The sequence below is a fragment of the Ruegeria sp. BI12 genome, assembly GCF_056537985.1.
This window is the reverse complement of record NZ_JBQFSL010000001.1, coordinates 1,986,261-2,006,023: the sequence shown is the minus strand read 5'-3', so window position 1 is coordinate 2,006,023 and position 19,763 is coordinate 1,986,261. Positions and strand designations below refer to the sequence as shown.

Here is a 19,763-nt window from a genome sequence, read left to right as displayed (position 1 = left end):
TGCGGTCGTTCGGTGCAACTTGCTTGAACGTCCACTTTGCGGGCAAACCAGCTACTCGGCTTCCGGCCGTCAACTGGCGGTCTCGGCCCTTAGCCGACCTTGGACATTCTTCTTTCAGTGGTCCGATTTGCTAACGCAAAGGATGGAAGATTGAGTTCACTGTTTTGCGCGCCATGAGACAAGTACATATCGGAGAGGCACCGTAAAAACAGGCAAGGCAAGCAAACAGGGCCTTTGGGATGGTTCGATTTAACTGCGGCAAACATCGCAATTGTGGTCTGTGCCAAAGGGCTTAAGCCGAAACCCGTGCCATGGCATTAGTCAGCTCTTCGGCAAGTGCTTGTACACGCCGTGGCTGTGCACGGCCTGGGGGATACATCATCTGCAAGGGGTTCGCGGGCGAGGCATGATCTTCCAGTAAGGCAATCAACTTTCCTGCTTTCAGATCGGCGTCCACATCAAGCTCGGACTTCAGGATAATGCCATGCCCCGCCAAGGCCCAGTGGCGCACCAATGAGCCATCATTGACGATCTTGTTTCCACGCACTGTCACGACTTGTGATGCCTTGCCAGTCCCGAAACGCCAAACATTGTCCAGAGTCCTACCAAACCGCATGACCAGGCAATTGTGATCCGCAAGGTCGGACGGCTTCCGAGGTATGCCGTGCGCTTTGAGGTAGGCCGGACCTGCACACACAACGCGCCTGTACGCTCCCAACCTTCGTACGCGCAGAGTGCTATCGGTCATTGTCCCAAATCTGAGGGCCAAATCGAACCCTTCCCCGACTATATCCACGTATCCATCTGACAAGGACAACTCGACCGAAACCGCCGGATGCTTCTCGGTGAAACGGGCGATCACCTCGGAAATAATGCTCCGCCCAAGATCAACGGGCGCGCTAATACGGATGGGCCCCGAAATGGCCTCTGCTCCATGGCGAATACGCGCGTCCAAGTCTTCCACCTCTGCCAACACCACCTTCGCACCCTCAGTAAGGGTGCGCCCTTCATCGGTTAGGCTGAGGGAGCGTGTTGTTCGATTAAACAGAACAACGCCATAGTGGGCTTCGAGCGCCGCAAGCCGCTCGGACACCGTTGTTGCTGACAGTCCCATTTCGCGGCCCGCAGCCACCATGCTGCCTTTCTCGGCAATCTTCAAAAACAGGCGGATATTGTCGATCAGCATTATGCGTAAATTCCGGATTATATTTTTGCTATCTGCGCGTTTATCCGGGATTATCACAGCAGTATATTCCGCTCAAGCAATCGACGCACCGAAAGGAATATAACAATGTCGAAACTGACAATCGTTGCTAACATCAAAGCCAATCCCGACCAGATCGATCTTGTGAAGGCCGAGCTTGAAAAGCTGATTGATATCACCCGTGCTGAGGATGGCTGCATCAACTACGATCTGCATCAGGACAACGAAAACCCGGCGCATTTCATGTTTTATGAAAACTGGGAGAGCCGTGAACTGTGGCAGACCCACATGAGCGCCCCGCATCTGGCGGCCTACATGGCGGCCACTGAGGGCGCCGTTGCTGAATTCACGCTGAACGAAATGAGCGTGATCGCCTAAGGCCCCTCGGGCGGTGGGGGAAGCCCTCCGCCACCCAAAAACAGTCGCCAACTCTGACACCGCATCCAAGAGGACATGAATATGAAAGCCGTAGGTTACAACAGCGCTGGCCCGATAGACCGCACCGATGCGCTAATTGATTTCGAAGCCGCAAACCCCGTTGCCACTGGTCACGACCTTCTGGTCCAGGTGCAGGCGGTTTCTGTCAACCCAGTAGACACCAAAATCCGCCAGCGCCGCGCTCCAGAAGGCGACACGCCCGCCATTCTGGGTTGGGATGCTTCCGGCGAAGTCGTTGCCGTTGGAGGGGACGTTAACCGCTTCAAGGTGGGCGATAAGGTTTGGTATGCGGGTGCGATCAACCGTCCAGGCACGAACTCCGAATATCATCTTGTTGACGAACGCATCGTTGGGCAGGCGCCAGCGTCAATCGATACGGCGTCGGCAGCAGCTCTGCCTCTGACGACGCTGACAGCTTATGAAATGCTGTTCGACCGTATCGATGTCACCCAACCTATTGCTGGAGCGGCCAATGCCATTGTCATCATCGGTGGCGCCGGGGGTGTCGGCTCGATCGCCATTCAGCTTTTGAAGGCGTTGACCGATACGGTCGTCATCGCAACAGCCTCGCGCCGTGAAACGCAGGACTGGGTTAAAGGCTTGGGGGCCGACTTTGTCGTGGACCACTCCAAACCGCTGCCCGAGCAGATCGAGGCCCTTGGCATTGGGGCGCCAGCCTTTGTCTTTTCGACCAATAACTCGGAAAACTATGTCCAGCAAATTGCCGAGTTCATTGCCCCCCAAGGCCGGTTCGGCCTGATCGACGATCCCGAGAATTTTGACATCATGCCATTCAAGCAGAAGTCGGTCTCGATCCATTGGGAGTTCATGTACACACGGTCCTTATTCGAAACGGGTGACATTGCGCGGCAAAGCGACATTCTGAACGAGGTCGCCGGGCTGATCGATGGCGGCAAGGTCAAATCCACCGCAACCGAGACCTATGGCACAGTCAATGCTGCCAACCTGACCCGCGCCCATGCGCTGCTGGAAAGCGGCAAGGCCAAGGGCAAGATCGTTCTGGAGGGCTTCTGAAATGCGGGTGTGGAGTTCGACGGCAGTCTGAAGGAAACACGGCTTCGATTTCGCCGCCAATGATTGAACGACAACGATTACCTGCGGAGGAGACGAGCTTGAAGACCTGTACAAAGCACCTGAACACTATTTGACATCGCCCAATGTGACCGTTGCACCGGATGATCCGTCGTGCGACCCACTTGTGCCCCAAAGTAGGCGTGATCAAAAGGTGTGCCTTCTTCCGGAACAGATTGTGCCAATTCCCCGGGCCACCTGCATTGAATGGATACGGCCGCCGCTTTAGGGGCGGTCAGTCGATTGCTGGAAACACGTTGGTCTTCTTTACGGTAGAATAAACGAAACTGGTATCGATCGAGGCAATGCCTCCGATGGGATGGATGCGATGGCGGATGAAATCCTCATAGTCATCCAGCCCGGGCACCACCACACGCAACTGATAATCAGAGGCTCCGGTCAGGACATGGCACTCAAGCACTTCGTCAATCGCATGGATCCTGCTTTCGAAGCGCCGTACATCGTCTTCATTGTGGCGCTCCAACCGGATGCGCACAAAGACCGTGATCGGCAGCCCATAGGCCTTCGCGTCGACCTCGGCGCTGTAACCCCGGAGCGTGCCGCTGTCTTCGAGGTTGCGCAAACGGCGCAGGCAAGGCGACGGCGACAAGTTGACTGCGGCGGCGAGGTCCTGATTGGTCATACGCCCATTTGCCTGCAGGGCGCGTATGATCTGTCGGTCTTTGGCGTCCATTTTACCCCCTTATTGGCAGATAATGCCAAAATTTATTCCAGCCGCAGCATAATTCGCAATCACTCCCCTGCCAATACAACGCATCCTGCCTCAAACACCATGAGAGAGGTTGCCATGAACTCACCCAAAGGCTTCGCCACCCGCGCCATCCATCACGCCTATGACCCCCAGCAGAACGAAGGCGCGCTGACGCCGCCTCTGCATCTGACATCGACCTTCGCATTCGAGACCGCCGAGGTCGGAGGCGAGATGTTCGCTGGTGAACGCCCGGGACATATCTACAGCCGAATTTCGAACCCGACCTGTGATCTGCTTGAAAGTCGTATTGCAACACTTGAAGGAGCCGAAGCCGGGCTGGCGCTGTCATCAGGCATGGGGGCGATCACCGCTGTGCTGTGGACCTTGTTGTCGCCTGGGGACGAGGTGATCGTGGACAAAACCCTTTATGGCTGCACCTTCGCTTTTATGCGGCACGGGCTGCAGAAATGGGGGGTGACGATCACCCATGTGGATATGACCGATCCCGAAAACCTGCGCGCGGTGATTTCAGAGCAAACGCGAGTGGTCTATTTCGAAACCCCCGCCAACCCGAATATGCGACTGGTTGACATAGCGGCCACCGCCGCAATCGCGCATGAGGCTGGGGCGCAGGTGGTCGTCGACAACACCTATGCCACCCCCTTTCTGACACGGCCGATTGAGCTGGGTGCAGATCTCGTGGTGCATTCTGCCACCAAATACCTTGGTGGACATGGCGACGTGGTCGCCGGGCTAGTTGCTGGAACAACCGAACAGATCACCGAGATCCGGCTTGTTGGAATGAAAGACATGACTGGCGCTGTCATGGCGCCGTTCAACGCAATGCTGATCCTGCGCGGGTTGAAAACCCTGTCGCTGCGGATGGAGCGCCATTGCGTTTCGGCCCAGATTGCTGCCGACTACCTTCAAAATCACCCGTCGGTGCGTGCCGTGCATTTCCCCGGGTTGGAAAGCTTTGCCCAACATGCACTTGCCACGCGCCAAATGTCCAGACCCGGTGCGATGATTGCCTTCGAAGTCGACGGTGGCATGGCGGCTGGCGTTGAGTTCATGAACAATCTGAACATGATACAGCGGGCGGTTTCTCTTGGCGATGCCGAAACGTTGATCCAGCATCCGGCCTCGATGACCCATTCGACCTATACGCCCGAAGAGCGCGCCGAACACGGGATTAGTGACGGGCTGATCCGCCTGTCAGTCGGGTTGGAGGATGTCGCGGATATTATTGCCGACCTGGATCAAGCCTTGCCTCGCCCCCTGCATCACGCCGCCGAATAAGGAGAGCCTCATGCCCACGGACATCACCCACCTGAAGACCATCGAGCAACGCCTTTTGTGGCTTTCACATTGGATGATCCACCACGCCAATCACGTGCGCCCAAAAGTGGACGGCATCAAGGTCGGTGGGCACCAGGCTTCGTCGGCCTCGATGGTGTCGATCATGACGGCGCTCTACTTCTCGGCCCTGAAGCCTGAGGACCGCGTGGCCGTCAAGCCTCATGCATCACCGGTCTTTCACGCATTGCAATACCTGATGGGCAACCAGACACGCGAGAAGATGGAGAACTTCCGGGGCTTTGGCGGGGTGCAGTCCTATCCCAGTCGGACCAAGGATACAGACGATGTGGACTTCTCGACCGGCTCGGTCGGACTGGGCGTTGCGATCACCTCTTTCGCCTCGATCATCCAAGATTACATCAAGGCTAAGAGCTGGGGAAGCGATGCCCCGATGGGGCGCATGGTTGCGTTGGTAGGCGATGCCGAACTGGATGAGGGCAACATCTATGAGGCCCTGCAGGAGGGATGGAAAAACGACCTGCGCAACACGTGGTGGATCATCGATTACAACCGGCAGTCGCTGGACGGGATCGTGCGCGAGGGGCTGTTTGCACGGATCGAGAAGATTTTCGATGCCTTCGGATGGGACGTGGTGCGGGTGAAACACGGGACATTGCAGCGCGCGGCCTTTGAGGAGCCGGGCGGCGACAAATTGCGCGACTGGATCGACGCCTGTCCCAACCAGGAGTATTCGGCGCTGACGTTTATGGGCGGAGCAGTCTGGCGCAAGCGGTTAATGGATGATCTTGGAGACCAGGGCGATGTCTCTGCCCTGATCGACAGGCACAGCGACGACGAACTGGCTGCCCTGATGGAAAACCTTGGCGGTAACTGCGTCCAGACCATGGCGGAAACCTTTGATGCCATCGATCACGACCGCCCCACCTGCTTTCTGGCCTATACGGTGAAAGGCTGGGGTACGCCCATTGCTGGCCACAAGGACAATCACGGGGGGCTGATGAACAACACGCAGTTCGCCGCCTGGCAAAAGCACATGGGTGTAGCGACGGGTGACGAGTGGGAGCCTCTGGCCACGGTCGAAAACCCCTCCGCACTGCGTGACTTCCTTACCAAGGTTCCCTTTTTTGCCAAAGGCATCCGGCGGTATCACGATGACAAGCTTGCCGTGCCCGCCATCGAAATTGATACCTCCCGAGAGACCTCGACCCAGATGGCCTTTGGCAAGATCCTCGACGAACTCTCGAAGGGGAACAGTGATCTGGCTGCCCGGATCGTCACCACGTCCCCGGATGTAACGGGGACCACCAACCTTGGACCTTGGGTGAACCGGCGCAAGCTTTTCGCCCGGTCCGAACAGGCAGATGCTTTTGTCGAAAACCGCATCCCGTCGACTGCCAAATGGGAATTCACTCCGGAAGGACAGCATATCGAGCTGGGCATCGCCGAGATGAATCTGATGCTGCTTCTGGGCGCCGCTGGCCTGTCGCATTCGATCTTCGGCAAGCGGCTTATCCCCATTGGCACCGTCTATGATCCCTTCGTGGCGCGCGGCCTGGATGCGCTAAACTACGCTTGCTACCAAGATGCCCGGTTCATCTTGGTGGGCACCCCCTCTGGCGTCACGCTGGCCCCGGAAGGCGGAGCGCACCAATCGGTCGGCTCACCTCTGATCGGGATGAGCCAGGACGGGCTTGCCTCGTTCGAGCCTGCCTTTGCTGATGAGCTTGCAGTGATAATGAAATGGGCCTTCGACTATCTTCAACGCGATGGAGAGGGCGATCCCTGTGAGCGTACTTGGTTACGTGACGAAACAGGAGGTTCGGTTTATCTACGCCTGACCACCAACCCGATCGAGCAACCCGGCAAGCGCCATGACGACGCGTTTAGACAAGGGGCCATCGACGGCGCCTATTGGTTGCGTAAACCCGGACCGAACTGCGAGGTCGTCATTGCCTATCAGGGCGCTGTCGCCCCCGAGGCGATCAAGGCGGCCGGGGTGATCGGAGAGGGGCGCAGGGACGTCGGTGTGCTGGCAGTGACCTCGGCTGATCGGCTCAACGCAGGTTGGACCGCTGCCCAACGTGCCCGGTCTCGCGGGAATAAGTCTGCGCAGTCCCATATCGGTACCCTGATGGGTGACCTTCCGCCTCATTGCAAAGTCATCACCGTCATTGATGGTCACCCGGCGACGCTGTCCTGGCTTGGCTCTGTTGCTGGCCATCAGACCATCCCGATGGGCGTTGAACACTTCGGCCAAACCGGCACGATTGGCGACCTCTACCGCCATCATGGCATCGACGCCGATGCCATCGTCGAAAAGGTAAACGGATTGACTGTCGGGAAATATGTGAGCCGCGGTAATTTGGCGCGCTCGGCCTAAAACGAACAGTGTACCAAAGCCGTTATTCGACCCAGCTGTGGCGAATGGCGGCAACCCGCCCACATTGTTGAATGCTGCGTAGCGAACCAGTGTCCAGTTGGCTTTGTCAGAAGAACTTGAGTTGAGGCGGGCAGGGGGCTTTCCTAGTTTTTAATCATGAAAAGACCATCGCCATTCAAGTATTTCAAAACCAGCCCGAGATCATCCGCTTTACGGTGATGATGTATGTTCGGTTTCCACTCTCGCTTCGGAATGTCGAAGATCTGCTGCACGAACGAGTCATCGACGTGAGCCACGGCAGTCCGCTATTAGTGGAATGGGTTCGGCCCGATGTTTGCCGCCGAGATCCGAAGAAAGCGAGCCCAGCAGCTGCGTGCGTTCTCGAAAGGTAAGTGGCACGTGGACGAGGTCTTCGTGAAGGTGAACGGCAAGAGATACTACCTCTGGTGGGCTGTTGATCACGAAGGTGAAGTTCTTGGGGCCGTCGTCGCGAAGCGTTGGAACAAAGCCGCAGCAGAGAATCAGAAAACGAGCAGGTGGCAGAACCACTGCGTTGAGAATTCGCACCTGCCATTCCGACGACGCGAACGCGCCATGCAACGGTTAAGGCGGATGCGAAGTTTGCAGAAATTCGCCTCCGTTCGCTCCTCCGTCTGCAACCATTTCAACCAGGAAAGATCACTAGCCAGCAGAGATATCCCCAAGCCGACGCGCAGCGCTGCTCTTGCCGAGTGGCGCGAACTTGGCGCGGGATAAAGGACAGCGTCGCGGGCTTACCAAAGACTGGTTCGAATTCGTCTGAAAGCGCCGCTGATTGTGGTCGTCGTTTTGTTCGCCAAAGTGGCCACTATGGCTAATCGACGTTGGCAGGCGGGGGGCGTCGCCATTTGGGATAACCCAGCAACGTGGCACAATGCGTTTAACAACTACCACGGTTTTCGTCGTCCTATGCATCGGGTGACGGTTGAAGGGGTTGCTTTGAAGCAGTGAGGCAAGTGGTACAAGGCTGCCCTCTGCGACTCAGTTTAGGTGCGACGACGCTGTGACACACCTTCGATTCCCGGTGCCCTTTTTAAAAAGGGCGGTCGTTATCTTATTTTCCGTTTTCTTTCTGATGGATAGAAATTCTGCCGAATTTTCTCTTGTTATAATTGGAACGTTCCATTAATTTGTTTGGAACGTTCCAATTGTGGGGTGAGAGGATGAATTGGGCATTTGTCGGAGCGAGCACAATTGCTTCGCAACACATGTTGGACGCGGTGCGTCAGCAGGCAGGCAACAACGTGACCTGGGTCGTCAGTAATTCTCCAGATCGGGCTCAGACCTGGGCCAAGGAACACGGAATTCCCAACGCAACGACGGACTTGGACGCTGCGCTTTCTGACGATAGCGTTCAGGCTGTGTATGTTTCCTCGACCAATGAGAAGCACCACGGTCAGGCAATGGCAGCCATTTCGGCTGGCAAGCATGTTCTATGTGAAAAGCCGCTTGGGATGACACAGGTGGAAGCTATCGAAATGGTGCGCGCAGCCGAAGCGGCTGGCGTGACATTTGGTACAAATCACCACCTGCGATGCTCTGGCAGCCATCGTGCCATTCGTGACCTCATTGCAGACGGGCGTGTCGGTGACGTTCTTTCGCTGCGTATACATCACGCGGTACATTTGCCGGGGAACCTACAGGGGTGGCGCATCAACTCAGCAGATGCTGGCGGCGGCGTGATCCCCGACATCGTCGTTCATGATGCGGATGTCACGCGGTTCCTGCTCAATGAGGACCCGATTTCTGTCGTCGCGCAAATGGCCACCTCTGGGATGGGGCAGGGGGTCGAAGACTCGTGCATGTCCGTTTGGGCGATGCCTTCGGGCGCGATGGTCATGACGCACGAAAGCTTTACGCACCCCTTTGCCGGGTCGGGCCTGCAAGTGCACGGGACCAAGGGCTCGATTTTTGCGGATGGCGTGATGACGCAGCGCCCGGTTGGGACAATAAAACTGGTGACAGAAGCCGGAAGTGAAGAAATCCCGTTTTCGGAGCATTCGCTATACATGCAGGGGGTTTCCGAATTTGTCGCTGCAGCAGCGGGTCAGGGCCGTCCAGCCGCGGACGGACCTGACGGGGTGAAATCGCTGTCCGTCGCGCTGAGCGTTCGCGAGGCCGCAGCGTCAGGTAGGCGCATCAACGTAGACTATGGTGGCTTCTGATGACCAAGCTCGTTTCCGCTTCCGAGGCCGTTTCCCGCATTCCTGACAATGCGGTGGTAACCGTTTCATCGTCCTCGGCACTGGGGTGCCCTGATCTTGTGCTGAAGGCGCTAGGAGAGCGGTTTCGCACGGAGGGGCATCCGCGCAACATAACAACGCTGCATCCTATCGCCGCCGGGGATATGTATGGCGTGAAGGGCATGGATTACCTAGCACAGGATGGCTTGCTAAGCCGCGTTCTTGCCGGATCGTACCCGTCCGGCCCTTCCAGCCTTGAGATGCCGGAAATCTGGAAAATGATCGTCGAGGATCGGGTCGCCGCATATAACGTGCCGTCGGGCATTCTGTTCGACATGCATCGCGAGGCCGCAGCGCATCGGCCCGGTGTTCTGACGCAGGTCGGGCTTGAGACCTTCGTAGACCCTGTCCGCGAAGGGTGCGCGATGAATGCGCGTGGCGAGGCAGCGCCTATCGTGAACCGGAGAGAGTTCGACGGTCAGACCTGGCTGCACTTCCCAAACATCAACCCGAACGTGTGCGTTTTGCGCGCAACCACGGCGGACGAGTTTGGCAACCTGACCTATGAGCATGAAGGCGCTTATCTGGGCGGGCTAGAGCAAGCGATCTGCGTTCGCAACCACGGTGGGATCGTGATCGCACAGGTTCAGCGGGTGACTTCGGCTGGCAGCCTGCGTCCGCATGATGTACGCGTGCCAGGGCATCTGGTCGATCTGATCGTTGAAGACCCAGAGCAGATGCAGACGACCGAGACGTCCTATGATCCAGCGATCTCTGGCCAGATCATGCGCCCTTGGGACAGCTTTTCGCTGGCTGAGCATGGCGTCGAAAAGGTCATCGCCCGTCGCGCCGCCCAAGAATTGCGCAGTGGCATGAGCGCCAACTTGGGCTTTGGCATCAGCGCAATGGTCCCGCGTGTTTTGTTGGAAGAGGGGCATCCTCAGGCAGTGACATGGGCGATCGAGCAGGGGGCCGTCGGTGGTGTCCCACTAACCGGCTTTGCCTTTGGCTGCGCATCCAACGCACATGCTTTCGTGCCGTCCCCACAGCAGTTCATATATTTCCAGGGCGGCGGCTTCGACATGTCGTTCCTCTCGTTCCTCGAGGTTGATGTCGACGGCAATGTGAACGTCTCCAAACTTGGGAAGAAGCCCTACCTGACTGCAGGGTGCGGCGGTTTTGTCGATATCACCGCGCGGGCCAAAAAGATCGTGTTCTCGGGCTGGTTTGAAGCTGGCGCCAAGATTGATCTGGCGGATGATGGTATCCGTGTGAATGCCCCCGGAAAATTCACCAAGATGGTGGATCAGGTTGAACATGTTACATTCTCAGGCCGCCGAGCCCGCGAGACCGGACAGGATGTTCTGTATGTGACCGAGCGTTGCGTCATTCGCCTGACGGATCAGGGGCTAGTCGCGACGGAAATCATGCCTGGCATCGAGGCGCAGCGCGACATTGTCGAAGCGTCGGGCGGTCGCGTCAAAGTCGCGGAAAATGCGGCTCAGATGCCCAAGTCACTGTTCGCAGTCGGCCCGATGGGGATGACCCTGTGAGCAAGCTTGGGTTTCATATCGAGGGTGCAACCGCCGTCCTCACTTTGGACAACGTGTCCAAGCTCAATGCTCTGACCGTGGACATGCTGGACGCGCTGGAGGCTCGCTTGCAAGAGGTCGAGCGTGACGCGTCCATTCGTGCGCTTGTTCTGACTGGCACAGGAGAAAAAGCGTTCTGTTGCGGAGCCGATATCGGAGCATGGGGTGGTCTGAGTCCCGCCGAGTTTGCCCGTCACTGGGTCCGTGACGGGCATCGCATCTTTGACCGTCTGGCGCGGATCGGCAAACCGACAATTGCAGCGATCAACGGTCACGCCTTCGGCGGCGGGCTGGAGTTGGCCAGTTGCTGCGATTTGCGCCTGATGACCCCGCGGTCCACGCTGGCTTTGCCGGAAGCTCGGGTTGGGATCGTGCCGGGTTGGTCCGGGACGCAACGGTTGACCCGGCTGATCCCCGAAGCTGTGGTCAAGGAGATGGCACTCTTCGGGCGCCGTATTGGTGCCGACCGCGCGCTGGCTTTAGGCTATGCGACCGAGGTGACTGACGATGTTCTGGCGCGCGCGCTTGAGATCACTGTCGAACTTAGCGACCTTTCGCCCCGCGCCACCGAAATCTCAAAAAACATGATCCATGCAGCGGTCGGTGAGGACACTCATGCCGTGGTCGAAGCCCTTGGTAGTGCAGCAATTGCCGCCTCAGCGGACCGCGAAGAAGGCGTTGCTGCGTTCATGGAAAAACGAAACCCCACATTTTCGGGCCTTTGACGATATGAAAGACATCACCATCAACCCAGCTATCCCGTTCGAGTTGCCGCCTCTGTTTGAAGGCCGGCACCTGATCGACGGCGCATGGGAGGACAGCGCGTCGGGTGAGACGTTCGAGCGCCGCTCACCGTCGCACGGCCATATCGTCAGCCGGTCGGCCATGGGGGGAGAGGCTGAGACCGAGGCTGCGATCCAGGCGGCGCGCAAGGCGTTCGATAGCGGTGTCTGGAGTCGCGCATCGGGCAAGGAACGCGCGGCGGTCCTGCTGAAAGTTGCGGACCTGATTGAACAGAATGTCGACCGGATCGCCCTGATCGAAACGCTGGAAAGCGGCAAGCCGATCAGCCAATCCAAGGGCGAGGTTGGCGGTGCCGCGGATCTGTGGCGCTACGCGGCATCATTGGCGCGCAGTACCCATGGCGACAGCCACAACACGCTGGGCGCTGACATGATGGGCGTCGTGCTGAAGGAACCCGTCGGTGTCGTCTCCATCATCACGCCATGGAACTTTCCGTTCTGGATCCTTAGCCAGAAACTGCCATTTGCACTGGCCGCAGGCTGCACCGTTGTTGTGAAACCGTCTGAAATGACGCCGTCGACGACCTTGATGTTGGGCGAGTTGCTGGTCGAAGCCGGATTGCCCGCCGGTGTATGCAATATCGTGCTGGGTTACGGTGTTCCTGTCGGAAGCGTGATGTCCAGCCATGACAGCGTGGATATGATCAGCTTTACGGGCTCGACGGCCGTGGGCAAGACAATCAGTGCAGTTGCGTCGGACACGCTCAAGAAAGTAGCGCTGGAGCTTGGGGGCAAAAACCCGCAGGTCATTTTTCCCGATGCCGATCTGGATGCAGCCGCTGATGCGGTTGTGTTTGGTGTCTATTTCAATGTTGGCCAGTGCTGCAATTCAAGCAGTCGCATCATTGTGCACGAAGACATAGCCGACGATTTCCGTGAGCGTGTCGTTGCCCTGTCGCGCAAAGTCAAATTCGGCGATCCTCTGGACCAGACGACGCAGGTTGGTGCTATCGTAACGTCCGAGCACAACTCAAAAATCGACGCGTACGTCAAACAGGCGCAGGCTTCGGGTGCAACTATTGATCTGGGTGGTGAGCCGCTGGAGGTCGAAGGCTTGGGCGCTCAGTTCTACCAGCCGACGGTGATTTCTGATGTCTCGCCCGACATGCCAATAGCCCGGGATGAGGTATTCGGACCGGTTCTTTCTGTTTTGACGTTCAAAACACTGGACGAAGCAATCGCGCTAACCAATGATAGCGCTTACGGTCTGTCGGCAGGGGTCTGGAGCGAGAACGTCCATACCTGCCTGGAATTCGCCCGTCGTGCAGAAACGGGAACGGTCTGGACCAACACCTGGATGGACGGGTTCCCCGAGGTTGCATTCGGTGGGTTCAAGCAATCCGGGCAGGGGCGGGAAATCGGACGTTACGGGTTCGAGGAATTCTTCGAAGTGAAATCAGTGGTCATGCGCATCGGCAACAACCGAGCGCCATGGGTTCCGCAAGATTAAGACCGGGCACCTGATTGGTCCCGAATAAGAAGAACGCATTAAGGGAGGAAACAAGAATGCGTAAACTGCTGAAGACAAAATCACTGTTTGTGGCCGGTCTGCTGTGCACGACCAGCCTTGCGCACGCTGAGGACGTGGAAGTTCTGCACTGGTGGACTTCAGGTGGTGAGGCCGCAGCGTTGAATGTTCTCAAGGACGACCTGTCCGGGCAGGGAATCGGCTGGACCGACATGCCTGTTGCGGGCGGTGGTGGCGAACAGGCGATGACCGTTCTGCGCGCACGCGTCACCGCTGGCAACGCTCCAACAGCCGTTCAGGCCCTTGGTTTTGACATTATCGACTGGGCTAATCAGGGGGCGCTGGCCGATCTGAACGATGTGGCCGCCAAGGAAGGTTGGGATGACGTCGTTCCAGATGCTTTGAAAGCCTTTGCCAAGCATGACGGTAAATGGGTCTCAGCCCCGGTAAACGTGCACTCGACCAACTGGGTCTGGGCTAACAAGGCGGTGCTGGACGCCAACGGTATTGCACAGCCCACCAACTGGGACGAATTCGTCGCGGCAGTTGAGGCGTTGAAAGCTGCTGGTGTCACGCCGATCGCGCATGGTGGTCAGGCTTGGCAGGATGCGACCATATTCGATGCGGTGGCTATGTCGACACTTGGGCCGGATGGCTACAAGGCGGCCTTCGTCGATCTTGATGAGGAAACACTTGGCGGCGACGCCATGAAAGAAGCGTTCGACCGTATGGCGTTCATTCGCGACAACGTTGATGAGAATTTCTCGGGCCGCGACTGGAACCTGGCGACGGCAATGGTCATCAACGGTGAAGCCGGTTTCCAGATGATGGGGGATTGGGCCAAAGGCGAGTTCCTGAACGCGGGCAAAGTGCCGGGTGAGGATTTCCTGTGCTTCCGCTTCCCCGGCACTCAGGATCAGGTCACCTTCAATGCTGACCAGTTCATGATGTTCGATCAGGGCGGTTCGGTGTCTGCCGAACAGGCCGCTCTGGCCAGCGCGATCCTGTCGCCATCCTTCCAGATTGCCTTCAACAAGGTGAAGGGCTCTGTCCCGGCTCGTACTGACGTGGACGGTAGCGATCTGGATGCTTGTGGCCAACAGGGCATGAAGGATCTGGCAGCAGCGGCTTCGTCGGGCAACTTGTTTGGCTCGATGGCGCACGGCCATGCCGCGCCGGCATCGGTGAAGAACGCGGTCTATGATGTCGTCACAGCCCACTTCAACGGCGAGTATGACAGCGAGACAGCTGTAGTCGAACTGGTCGACGCAGTATCGATCGCCAAGTGATCTTAATGTGATCCTCCCGATGGGGCGGCGGGTTGGCCGCCCTGTCACCAAGTGGGCGCAATCGCTCCGACTTACAACTACTCGAACGAGGAGGGCGCGCCATGGCTGGTTCAGCCGACGCGGATTTCAAGACACGCCTTCAGAACTGGATTCCCAAGCTAGTCCTGTCTCCATCGATCGCGATGATGACGGTCTTTGTCTACGGTTTCATTCTGTTTTCGGTCTACCTGTCCTTTACTGACAGCCGCATTCTGCCGACCTTTGGTTGGGTCGGGTGGGAAAACTACGACAAGCTGTGGCGGCTGAGCCATTGGGAAACATCACTGATCAATATGGGCATCTACGCCAGCCTGTATATCGTGATCTGCACATGCCTTGGGCTGGGTCTTGCAATTTTCCTCGACCAAAAAATCCGCGGTGAGGGGTTGCTGCGCCCGATCTACCTGTACCCGATGGCGCTGAGCTTCATCGTCACCGGCACCGCGTGGAAATGGTTTCTGGATCCCGGCATCGGCTTGGAAAACGTGATGCACACGTGGGGTTGGACCAGTTTTGAATTCGACTGGATTAAGAATCGCGACTACGCCATCTACACGGTGGTTCTCGCGGCGGTCTGGCAGACCAGCGGCTTCGTTATGGCGATGTTCCTGGCCGGGCTGCGAGGAATCGACAACGAAATCCTGCGAGCGGCGCAGATGGATGGGGCCTCGAACTGGAACCTCTATCGCCGGATCATCATTCCTCAGCTGCGTCCTGCGTTTCTGTCGGCCTTCGTGATCCTCAGCCATCTCGCGATCAAGACCTTTGACCTTGTGATCGCCCTGACCGGGGGTGGGCCCGGTCGTGCTACCGAACTTCCCGCAACCTTCATGTATTCCTATACGTTTACACGGAACCAGATGGGCATCGGTGCGGCCTCGGCCACGATCATGCTAATGACCATCGCGGCGATCATGATCCCGTATCTTTATGCCGAATTGCGGGAGAAACGCTGATGTCCCAAGCAACTCAGGATACCGCAATCCGCACCGGCCGCGTCACGCGTACGCTGATTTATCTGGTGCTGTTACTCTTCGGTCTTTTCTACCTGCTGCCGCTTTATGTGATGCTGGTGAATTCGGTGAAACCGCTTGAGGAGATCACCGGCGGTGGCATGATGAACCTGCCGCAGATGTTCACGATTGAGCCCTGGCTAAAGGCGTGGTCGTCGGCGCAGATCGGCGTCGACCCTACAGGGTTGAAACCCTACTTCTGGAATTCGATCAAGATGGTGGTTCCGGCGGTTATCGTCTCGACCATCCTCGGCGCGTTGAACGGCTATGTGCTGACCAAATGGCGCTTCAAGTATGACACCATTCTATTCGGCTTGATGCTGTTCGCTTGCTTCATCCCGTTCCAGATCGTGCTGATCCCGATGGCGCGGATGCTGGGCATCATTGGGCTGGCGGGCACGACTTGGGGTCTTGCGCTGGTGCACGTGGTCTATGGGATCGGCTTCACGACGCTGTACTTTCGGAACTACTACGCCGTGTTCCCGACCGAGCTGATCCGTGCCGCCCAGATCGATGGGGCCGGGTTCTTCCAGATCTTCTGGCGTATCCTTCTACCCAGTTCCGGGCCCATCGCTGTGGTGTCGATCATCTGGCAGTTCACCAACATCTGGAATGACTTCCTGTTCGGCGCGTCCTTTGCTGACGCCAACAGCCAGCCGATGACAGTGGCGCTGAACAACCTCGTGCAGTCGTCAACAGGTGTGAAGGAATACAACGTTCATTTCGCAGGCGCCATTCTGGCTGCCATGCCAACTTTGCTCGTCTACATCGTGGCCGGACGTTACTTTGTCCGCGGCCTGATGGCGGGTTCCGTGAAAGGATAAGACCTTATGGGTTTTCTGGACATAGACAACGCGACCAAATCCTACGGGGCGGTCGAGGTTCTGCACAAGGTCGATATTTCTGTGCGGGAGGGCGAGTTCCTGGTGCTGGTTGGGCCGTCGGGCTGTGGCAAGTCGACCCTGCTGAACATGATCGCAGGGCTGGAAGAAATCACCAGCGGCGAAATCCGTATCAAAGATCAAGTTATGAACGGGGTGCACCCGTCGAACCGCAACATCGCCATGGTTTTCCAAAGCTATGCGCTTTACCCCAACATGACCGTGGGTCAGAACATCACATTCGGGCTTGAGATGCACGGGGTGCCCAAGCCTGAACGCGAAAAAGCGATGCAGGAAGTCGCCAAGCTGTTGCAGATCGAGCAATTGCTGGATCGTAAGCCCGGGCAGTTGTCGGGTGGTCAGCGTCAGCGGGTTGCGATGGGCCGCGCACTGGTACGAAATCCTGATGTCTTCCTGTTCGATGAGCCGCTCTCGAACCTCGATGCCAAACTTCGGGTCGACATGCGAACCGAGATCAAAAAGCTGCATCAGAATCTCGGGACCACCATCGTCTACGTGACCCACGACCAGATCGAGGCGATGACGCTTTCAAGCCGCATCGCTGTGATGAACGGTGGATATGTGCAGCAACTGGGTACACCGCAGGAAATCTATGACACGCCTGCGAATATCTTCGTCGCAACGTTTATGGGCTCGCCCGCAATGAATGTGGTGCCGGCAACGGTTAGTGTTTTGAATGGCCGCCCGCATGCAGAGGTCGCCGTTCATGACGGATCAATGGCGCAACTTCCATTCAGTCAGGACAACTTGGCCGCATGGGATGGGCGCGACATCCTGTTGGGCATCCGCCCTGAGACCATCACTGACATGGATGGTGCGGACCGAAAGTCTTCGAACATCGCACAAATGACCAACCGTATCGTGGTGACGGAGCCTGCCGGATCGGACACCTTCGTCTCGATGCAATTGGGCGGACGAGATGTGATCGCGCGTATGCGCTCGGATGCCGAGGTCGTACCAGGTCAGGATTTCGCGTTTTCAGTGAACATGGAAAAGGCCGTGGCCTTTGATCCCGAAAGCGAGATGCGGATCCTTCCATGACACGGCCTGACGTCATTATCATTGGGTCGGGTATCGGGGGGGCAACGCTGGCTGCTGCGCTGGCCCCGTCCGGTCGCCGCATTCTGATCCTTGAAAGAGGAGAGCGGTTGCAGCCCTCACCGCAGGATCGAGACCCAAGGGCGATCTTTGCCAATGGGCACTTTCGCCCCGATGAAACATGGCTGGACGGTGCCGGAAATCCCTTCAATCCCGGAAACTACTACTGTGTAGGTGGCAATTCCAAGTTCTACGGAGCCGCTTTGATCCGCTATCGGAAAGAGGATTTTGAGCCGCGCCAACATATGGGTGGCCTCTCTCCTGGCTGGCCGATGCCCTACGAAGAGTTGGAGCCAGACTACACAACGGCTGAAGAGCTTTATGACGCGCGTGGGACCGCCGAAGAAGACCCCACCGAACCGTGGCACAGCAAGGGCTACCCGCACCCACCGGTGCCAGATGAGGTGGACATCGCCGACCTGAGAAATCGGCTAAGCCAAGCAGGTCTGACGCCGTCCTCGATGCCGTTGGGCGTGAATATCGATACCTGGCTGGAGGCTGGGCAAACGACTTGGGATGCGTTTCCCAATACATGCAAAGGAAAAATGGATGCCGAAACCTGTGCGCTCGCCAAGGCATTGGAGCATAGGAATGTCGAGCTGTTGACTGGTGCGCGTGTTCGAAAACTAACAGCTGGTGACAATGGTCGCGTTACGAGTGTCGAGGTTGACGGCCACGGTACCCTGTGCGCGCCGGTCATCGCGCTTGCCGCAGGCGCGGTTCAGTCGTCGGTCCTGTTGCTGCAGTCCGCGAACGACAATTGCCCCACTGGTCTTGCCAACCGATCCGATCAGGTTGGGCGGAACTTCATGAATCATAATTGCTCGGCAGTGTTGGCCCTTCACCCATTGCGTCTAAACAAGGCGGTCTATCAGAAGACGTTGATGTTCAACGACTACTACAACAGCGACGGGCAAAGTGGCTTGCCCTTGGGCAACATCCAGATGCTGGGAAAGATCACCGGACCGATCCTTGCGTCGCAATCCCATCTACCGGGGCCAATCGCAACGCTAATCGCCAATCGCAGCTTTGATTTCTATGCCATGTCTGAAGACCTGCCGAACCCAGACAGCCGGGTGACGGTCGAAGGTGACCAGATCACGCTGGACTGGAAACGCTCGAATTGGGAAGCGCACGAGGCCCTGGTCGCACGGCTAAAGGCGCATCTGAAACAGGCGGGGTTTCCTGTGGTACTGTCGCGACCATTTGATCGGCGCACCCCGTCGCATCAATGCGGCACTGCCCGGATGGGCAACGATCCGGCCAGCAGCGTTGTCGACACGTATTGCCGCAGCCATGACCACAAGAACTTATTCATTGTCGATGCATCGGTCCTTCCGACGTCTGCTGCGGTTAACCCGGCCCTTACGATAGCCGCACTGGCGCTCAGGGCAGGTCGTCACATAATTGAAACGGAGTTTTCCGCATGATCGGAACAGCATTGGTGACCGGAGGACAGCAGGGTATTGGCTTTGGCGTGGCGCGCGCGCTGATCGCGGCGGGGTACAAGGTCGCACTAGCCTCTCGCTCGGCGCTCGACAAACCGGTCGTTAAGGCGGCTTTGGCCGAGCTTGGCCCAAACGCGATTTATGTGCAGCACGACGTGTCCGACATTGATCATGTGCCGGCACTGCTGGATCAGATCGAAGCTGATTTGGGCCCAATCACCGCTTTGATAAACAACGCTGGAGTGGGTGCGCCGGTGCGTGGCGACATGCTGGATTTGAAACCCGAGAATTGGGATTTCGTGCAGAACATCAACCTGCGTGGCCCGTTTTTTCTGGCGCAAGAGGTTGCAAGGCGCATGTTGAAGCAGCCGCAAGAAACCTATCGGTCAATCACCTTTGTCACCTCGGTCAGTGCGACGATGGTGTCGATTGAACGGGCTGAATACTGCGTGTCCAAGGCGGGCGCGGCGATGATGGCTCAATTGTTCGCTGTACGTATGGCCCCTCATGGGATCGGAGTTTTTGAGCTGCGACCGGGCATCATCGCGACTGAGATGACTGCGGGCGTACGCGACAAATACACCGACCGTATCGAAGGCGGGCTTGTTCCCGCCGCCCGCTGGGGTGAGCCCGAGGACATCGGTTCCGTCGTCGTGCCGCTGGTGCACGGACAGATGCATTTTGCGACCGGAGCCGCGATCCCCGTGGATGGCGGTCTGTCGATCTCACGTCTTTAACGCAGG

At 57.6% G+C, this 19,763-nt stretch carries 16 protein-coding genes and 1 pseudogene; 15 read left to right on the top strand and 2 right to left on the bottom strand.

Translation table 11 applies throughout. From position 1 onward, the window contains the following. Positions 1-292 precede the first annotated feature (292 nt). Positions 293-1,186 (bottom strand): LysR family transcriptional regulator, encoded by an 894-nt coding sequence (locus ACR0AK_RS10165; RefSeq protein WP_480793224.1) that lies wholly within the window; start codon positions 1,184-1,186, stop codon positions 293-295. Positions 1,187-1,291: 105 nt separating this feature from the next. On the opposite strand from ACR0AK_RS10165, the gene ACR0AK_RS10160 reads away from it, so the two are divergent. Both ACR0AK_RS10160 and ACR0AK_RS10155 read left to right on the top strand, forming a co-directional pair. Further along, positions 1,292-1,582, top strand: coding sequence for a putative quinol monooxygenase (locus tag ACR0AK_RS10160; RefSeq protein WP_170558285.1), 291 nt, complete (start codon positions 1,292-1,294; stop codon positions 1,580-1,582). Between the two features lie 81 nt (positions 1,583-1,663). Next, on the top strand, positions 1,664-2,677 hold the full coding sequence (locus ACR0AK_RS10155) for a zinc-binding alcohol dehydrogenase family protein (RefSeq protein WP_480793223.1): 1,014 nt from the start codon (positions 1,664-1,666) through the stop codon (positions 2,675-2,677). A gap of 292 nt (positions 2,678-2,969) precedes the next feature. On the opposite strand, the gene ACR0AK_RS10150 is transcribed toward ACR0AK_RS10155, so the two are convergent. Next, positions 2,970-3,428: an Lrp/AsnC family transcriptional regulator gene (locus ACR0AK_RS10150; protein ID WP_480793222.1), complete on the bottom strand. Its 459-nt coding sequence runs from the start codon at positions 3,426-3,428 to the stop codon at positions 2,970-2,972. 114 nt (positions 3,429-3,542) lie between these two features. On the opposite strand from ACR0AK_RS10150, the gene ACR0AK_RS10145 reads away from it, so the two are divergent. The 13 genes and pseudogenes from ACR0AK_RS10145 (at position 3,543) to ACR0AK_RS10085 (ending at position 19,757) form a co-directional block, all read left to right on the top strand. After that, on the top strand, positions 3,543-4,745 hold the full coding sequence (locus tag ACR0AK_RS10145) for a methionine gamma-lyase (protein WP_480793221.1): 1,203 nt from the start codon (positions 3,543-3,545) through the stop codon (positions 4,743-4,745). A 10-nt stretch (positions 4,746-4,755) separates the two neighbouring features. Beyond that, on the top strand, positions 4,756-7,146 hold the full coding sequence (locus ACR0AK_RS10140; RefSeq protein WP_480793220.1) for a 1-deoxy-D-xylulose-5-phosphate synthase N-terminal domain-containing protein: 2,391 nt from the start codon (positions 4,756-4,758) through the stop codon (positions 7,144-7,146). A 156-nt stretch (positions 7,147-7,302) separates the two neighbouring features. Continuing rightward, positions 7,303-7,902 (top strand): annotated as a pseudogene (locus ACR0AK_RS10135) (IS6 family transposase). Between the two features lie 446 nt (positions 7,903-8,348). Then, positions 8,349-9,350: a Gfo/Idh/MocA family protein gene (locus tag ACR0AK_RS10130; protein ID WP_480793219.1), complete on the top strand. Its 1,002-nt coding sequence runs from the start codon at positions 8,349-8,351 to the stop codon at positions 9,348-9,350. Beyond that, positions 9,350-10,921: an acyl CoA:acetate/3-ketoacid CoA transferase gene (locus ACR0AK_RS10125; RefSeq protein ID WP_480793218.1), complete on the top strand. Its 1,572-nt coding sequence runs from the start codon at positions 9,350-9,352 to the stop codon at positions 10,919-10,921. The genes ACR0AK_RS10130 and ACR0AK_RS10125 overlap by 1 nt, the downstream gene beginning before the upstream one ends. Beyond that, positions 10,918-11,685, top strand: coding sequence for an enoyl-CoA hydratase/isomerase family protein (locus ACR0AK_RS10120; protein ID WP_480793217.1), 768 nt, complete (start codon positions 10,918-10,920; stop codon positions 11,683-11,685). Before ACR0AK_RS10125 ends, ACR0AK_RS10120 begins: the two co-directional genes overlap by 4 nt. 4 nt (positions 11,686-11,689) lie before the next feature. After that, positions 11,690-13,213, top strand: a complete 1,524-nt coding sequence (locus ACR0AK_RS10115) for an aldehyde dehydrogenase family protein (RefSeq protein WP_170558269.1) — start codon at positions 11,690-11,692, stop codon at positions 13,211-13,213. A 56-nt stretch (positions 13,214-13,269) separates the two neighbouring features. Beyond that, positions 13,270-14,520, top strand: a complete 1,251-nt coding sequence (locus tag ACR0AK_RS10110; protein ID WP_170558267.1) for an ABC transporter substrate-binding protein — start codon at positions 13,270-13,272, stop codon at positions 14,518-14,520. A 101-nt stretch (positions 14,521-14,621) separates the two neighbouring features. Beyond that, positions 14,622-15,515, top strand: a complete 894-nt coding sequence (locus ACR0AK_RS10105; protein WP_170496900.1) for a carbohydrate ABC transporter permease — start codon at positions 14,622-14,624, stop codon at positions 15,513-15,515. After that, positions 15,515-16,396 (top strand): carbohydrate ABC transporter permease, encoded by an 882-nt coding sequence (locus ACR0AK_RS10100; protein ID WP_170511645.1) that lies wholly within the window; start codon positions 15,515-15,517, stop codon positions 16,394-16,396. Before ACR0AK_RS10105 ends, ACR0AK_RS10100 begins: the two co-directional genes overlap by 1 nt. A 6-nt stretch (positions 16,397-16,402) precedes the next feature. Then, positions 16,403-17,515, top strand: a complete 1,113-nt coding sequence (locus tag ACR0AK_RS10095; RefSeq protein ID WP_480793216.1) for an ABC transporter ATP-binding protein — start codon at positions 16,403-16,405, stop codon at positions 17,513-17,515. Then, positions 17,512-19,002 carry a GMC oxidoreductase gene (locus ACR0AK_RS10090; protein WP_170558263.1) on the top strand — a complete coding sequence of 497 codons (1,491 nt, stop codon included), beginning with the start codon at positions 17,512-17,514 and terminating at the stop codon, positions 19,000-19,002. The genes ACR0AK_RS10095 and ACR0AK_RS10090 overlap by 4 nt, the downstream gene beginning before the upstream one ends. Further along, a complete protein-coding gene (locus ACR0AK_RS10085) occupies positions 18,999-19,757 on the top strand; it encodes a 3-ketoacyl-ACP reductase (protein ID WP_480793215.1) in 759 nt (252 codons plus the stop codon). Before ACR0AK_RS10090 ends, ACR0AK_RS10085 begins: the two co-directional genes overlap by 4 nt. Positions 19,758-19,763 lie beyond the last annotated feature (6 nt).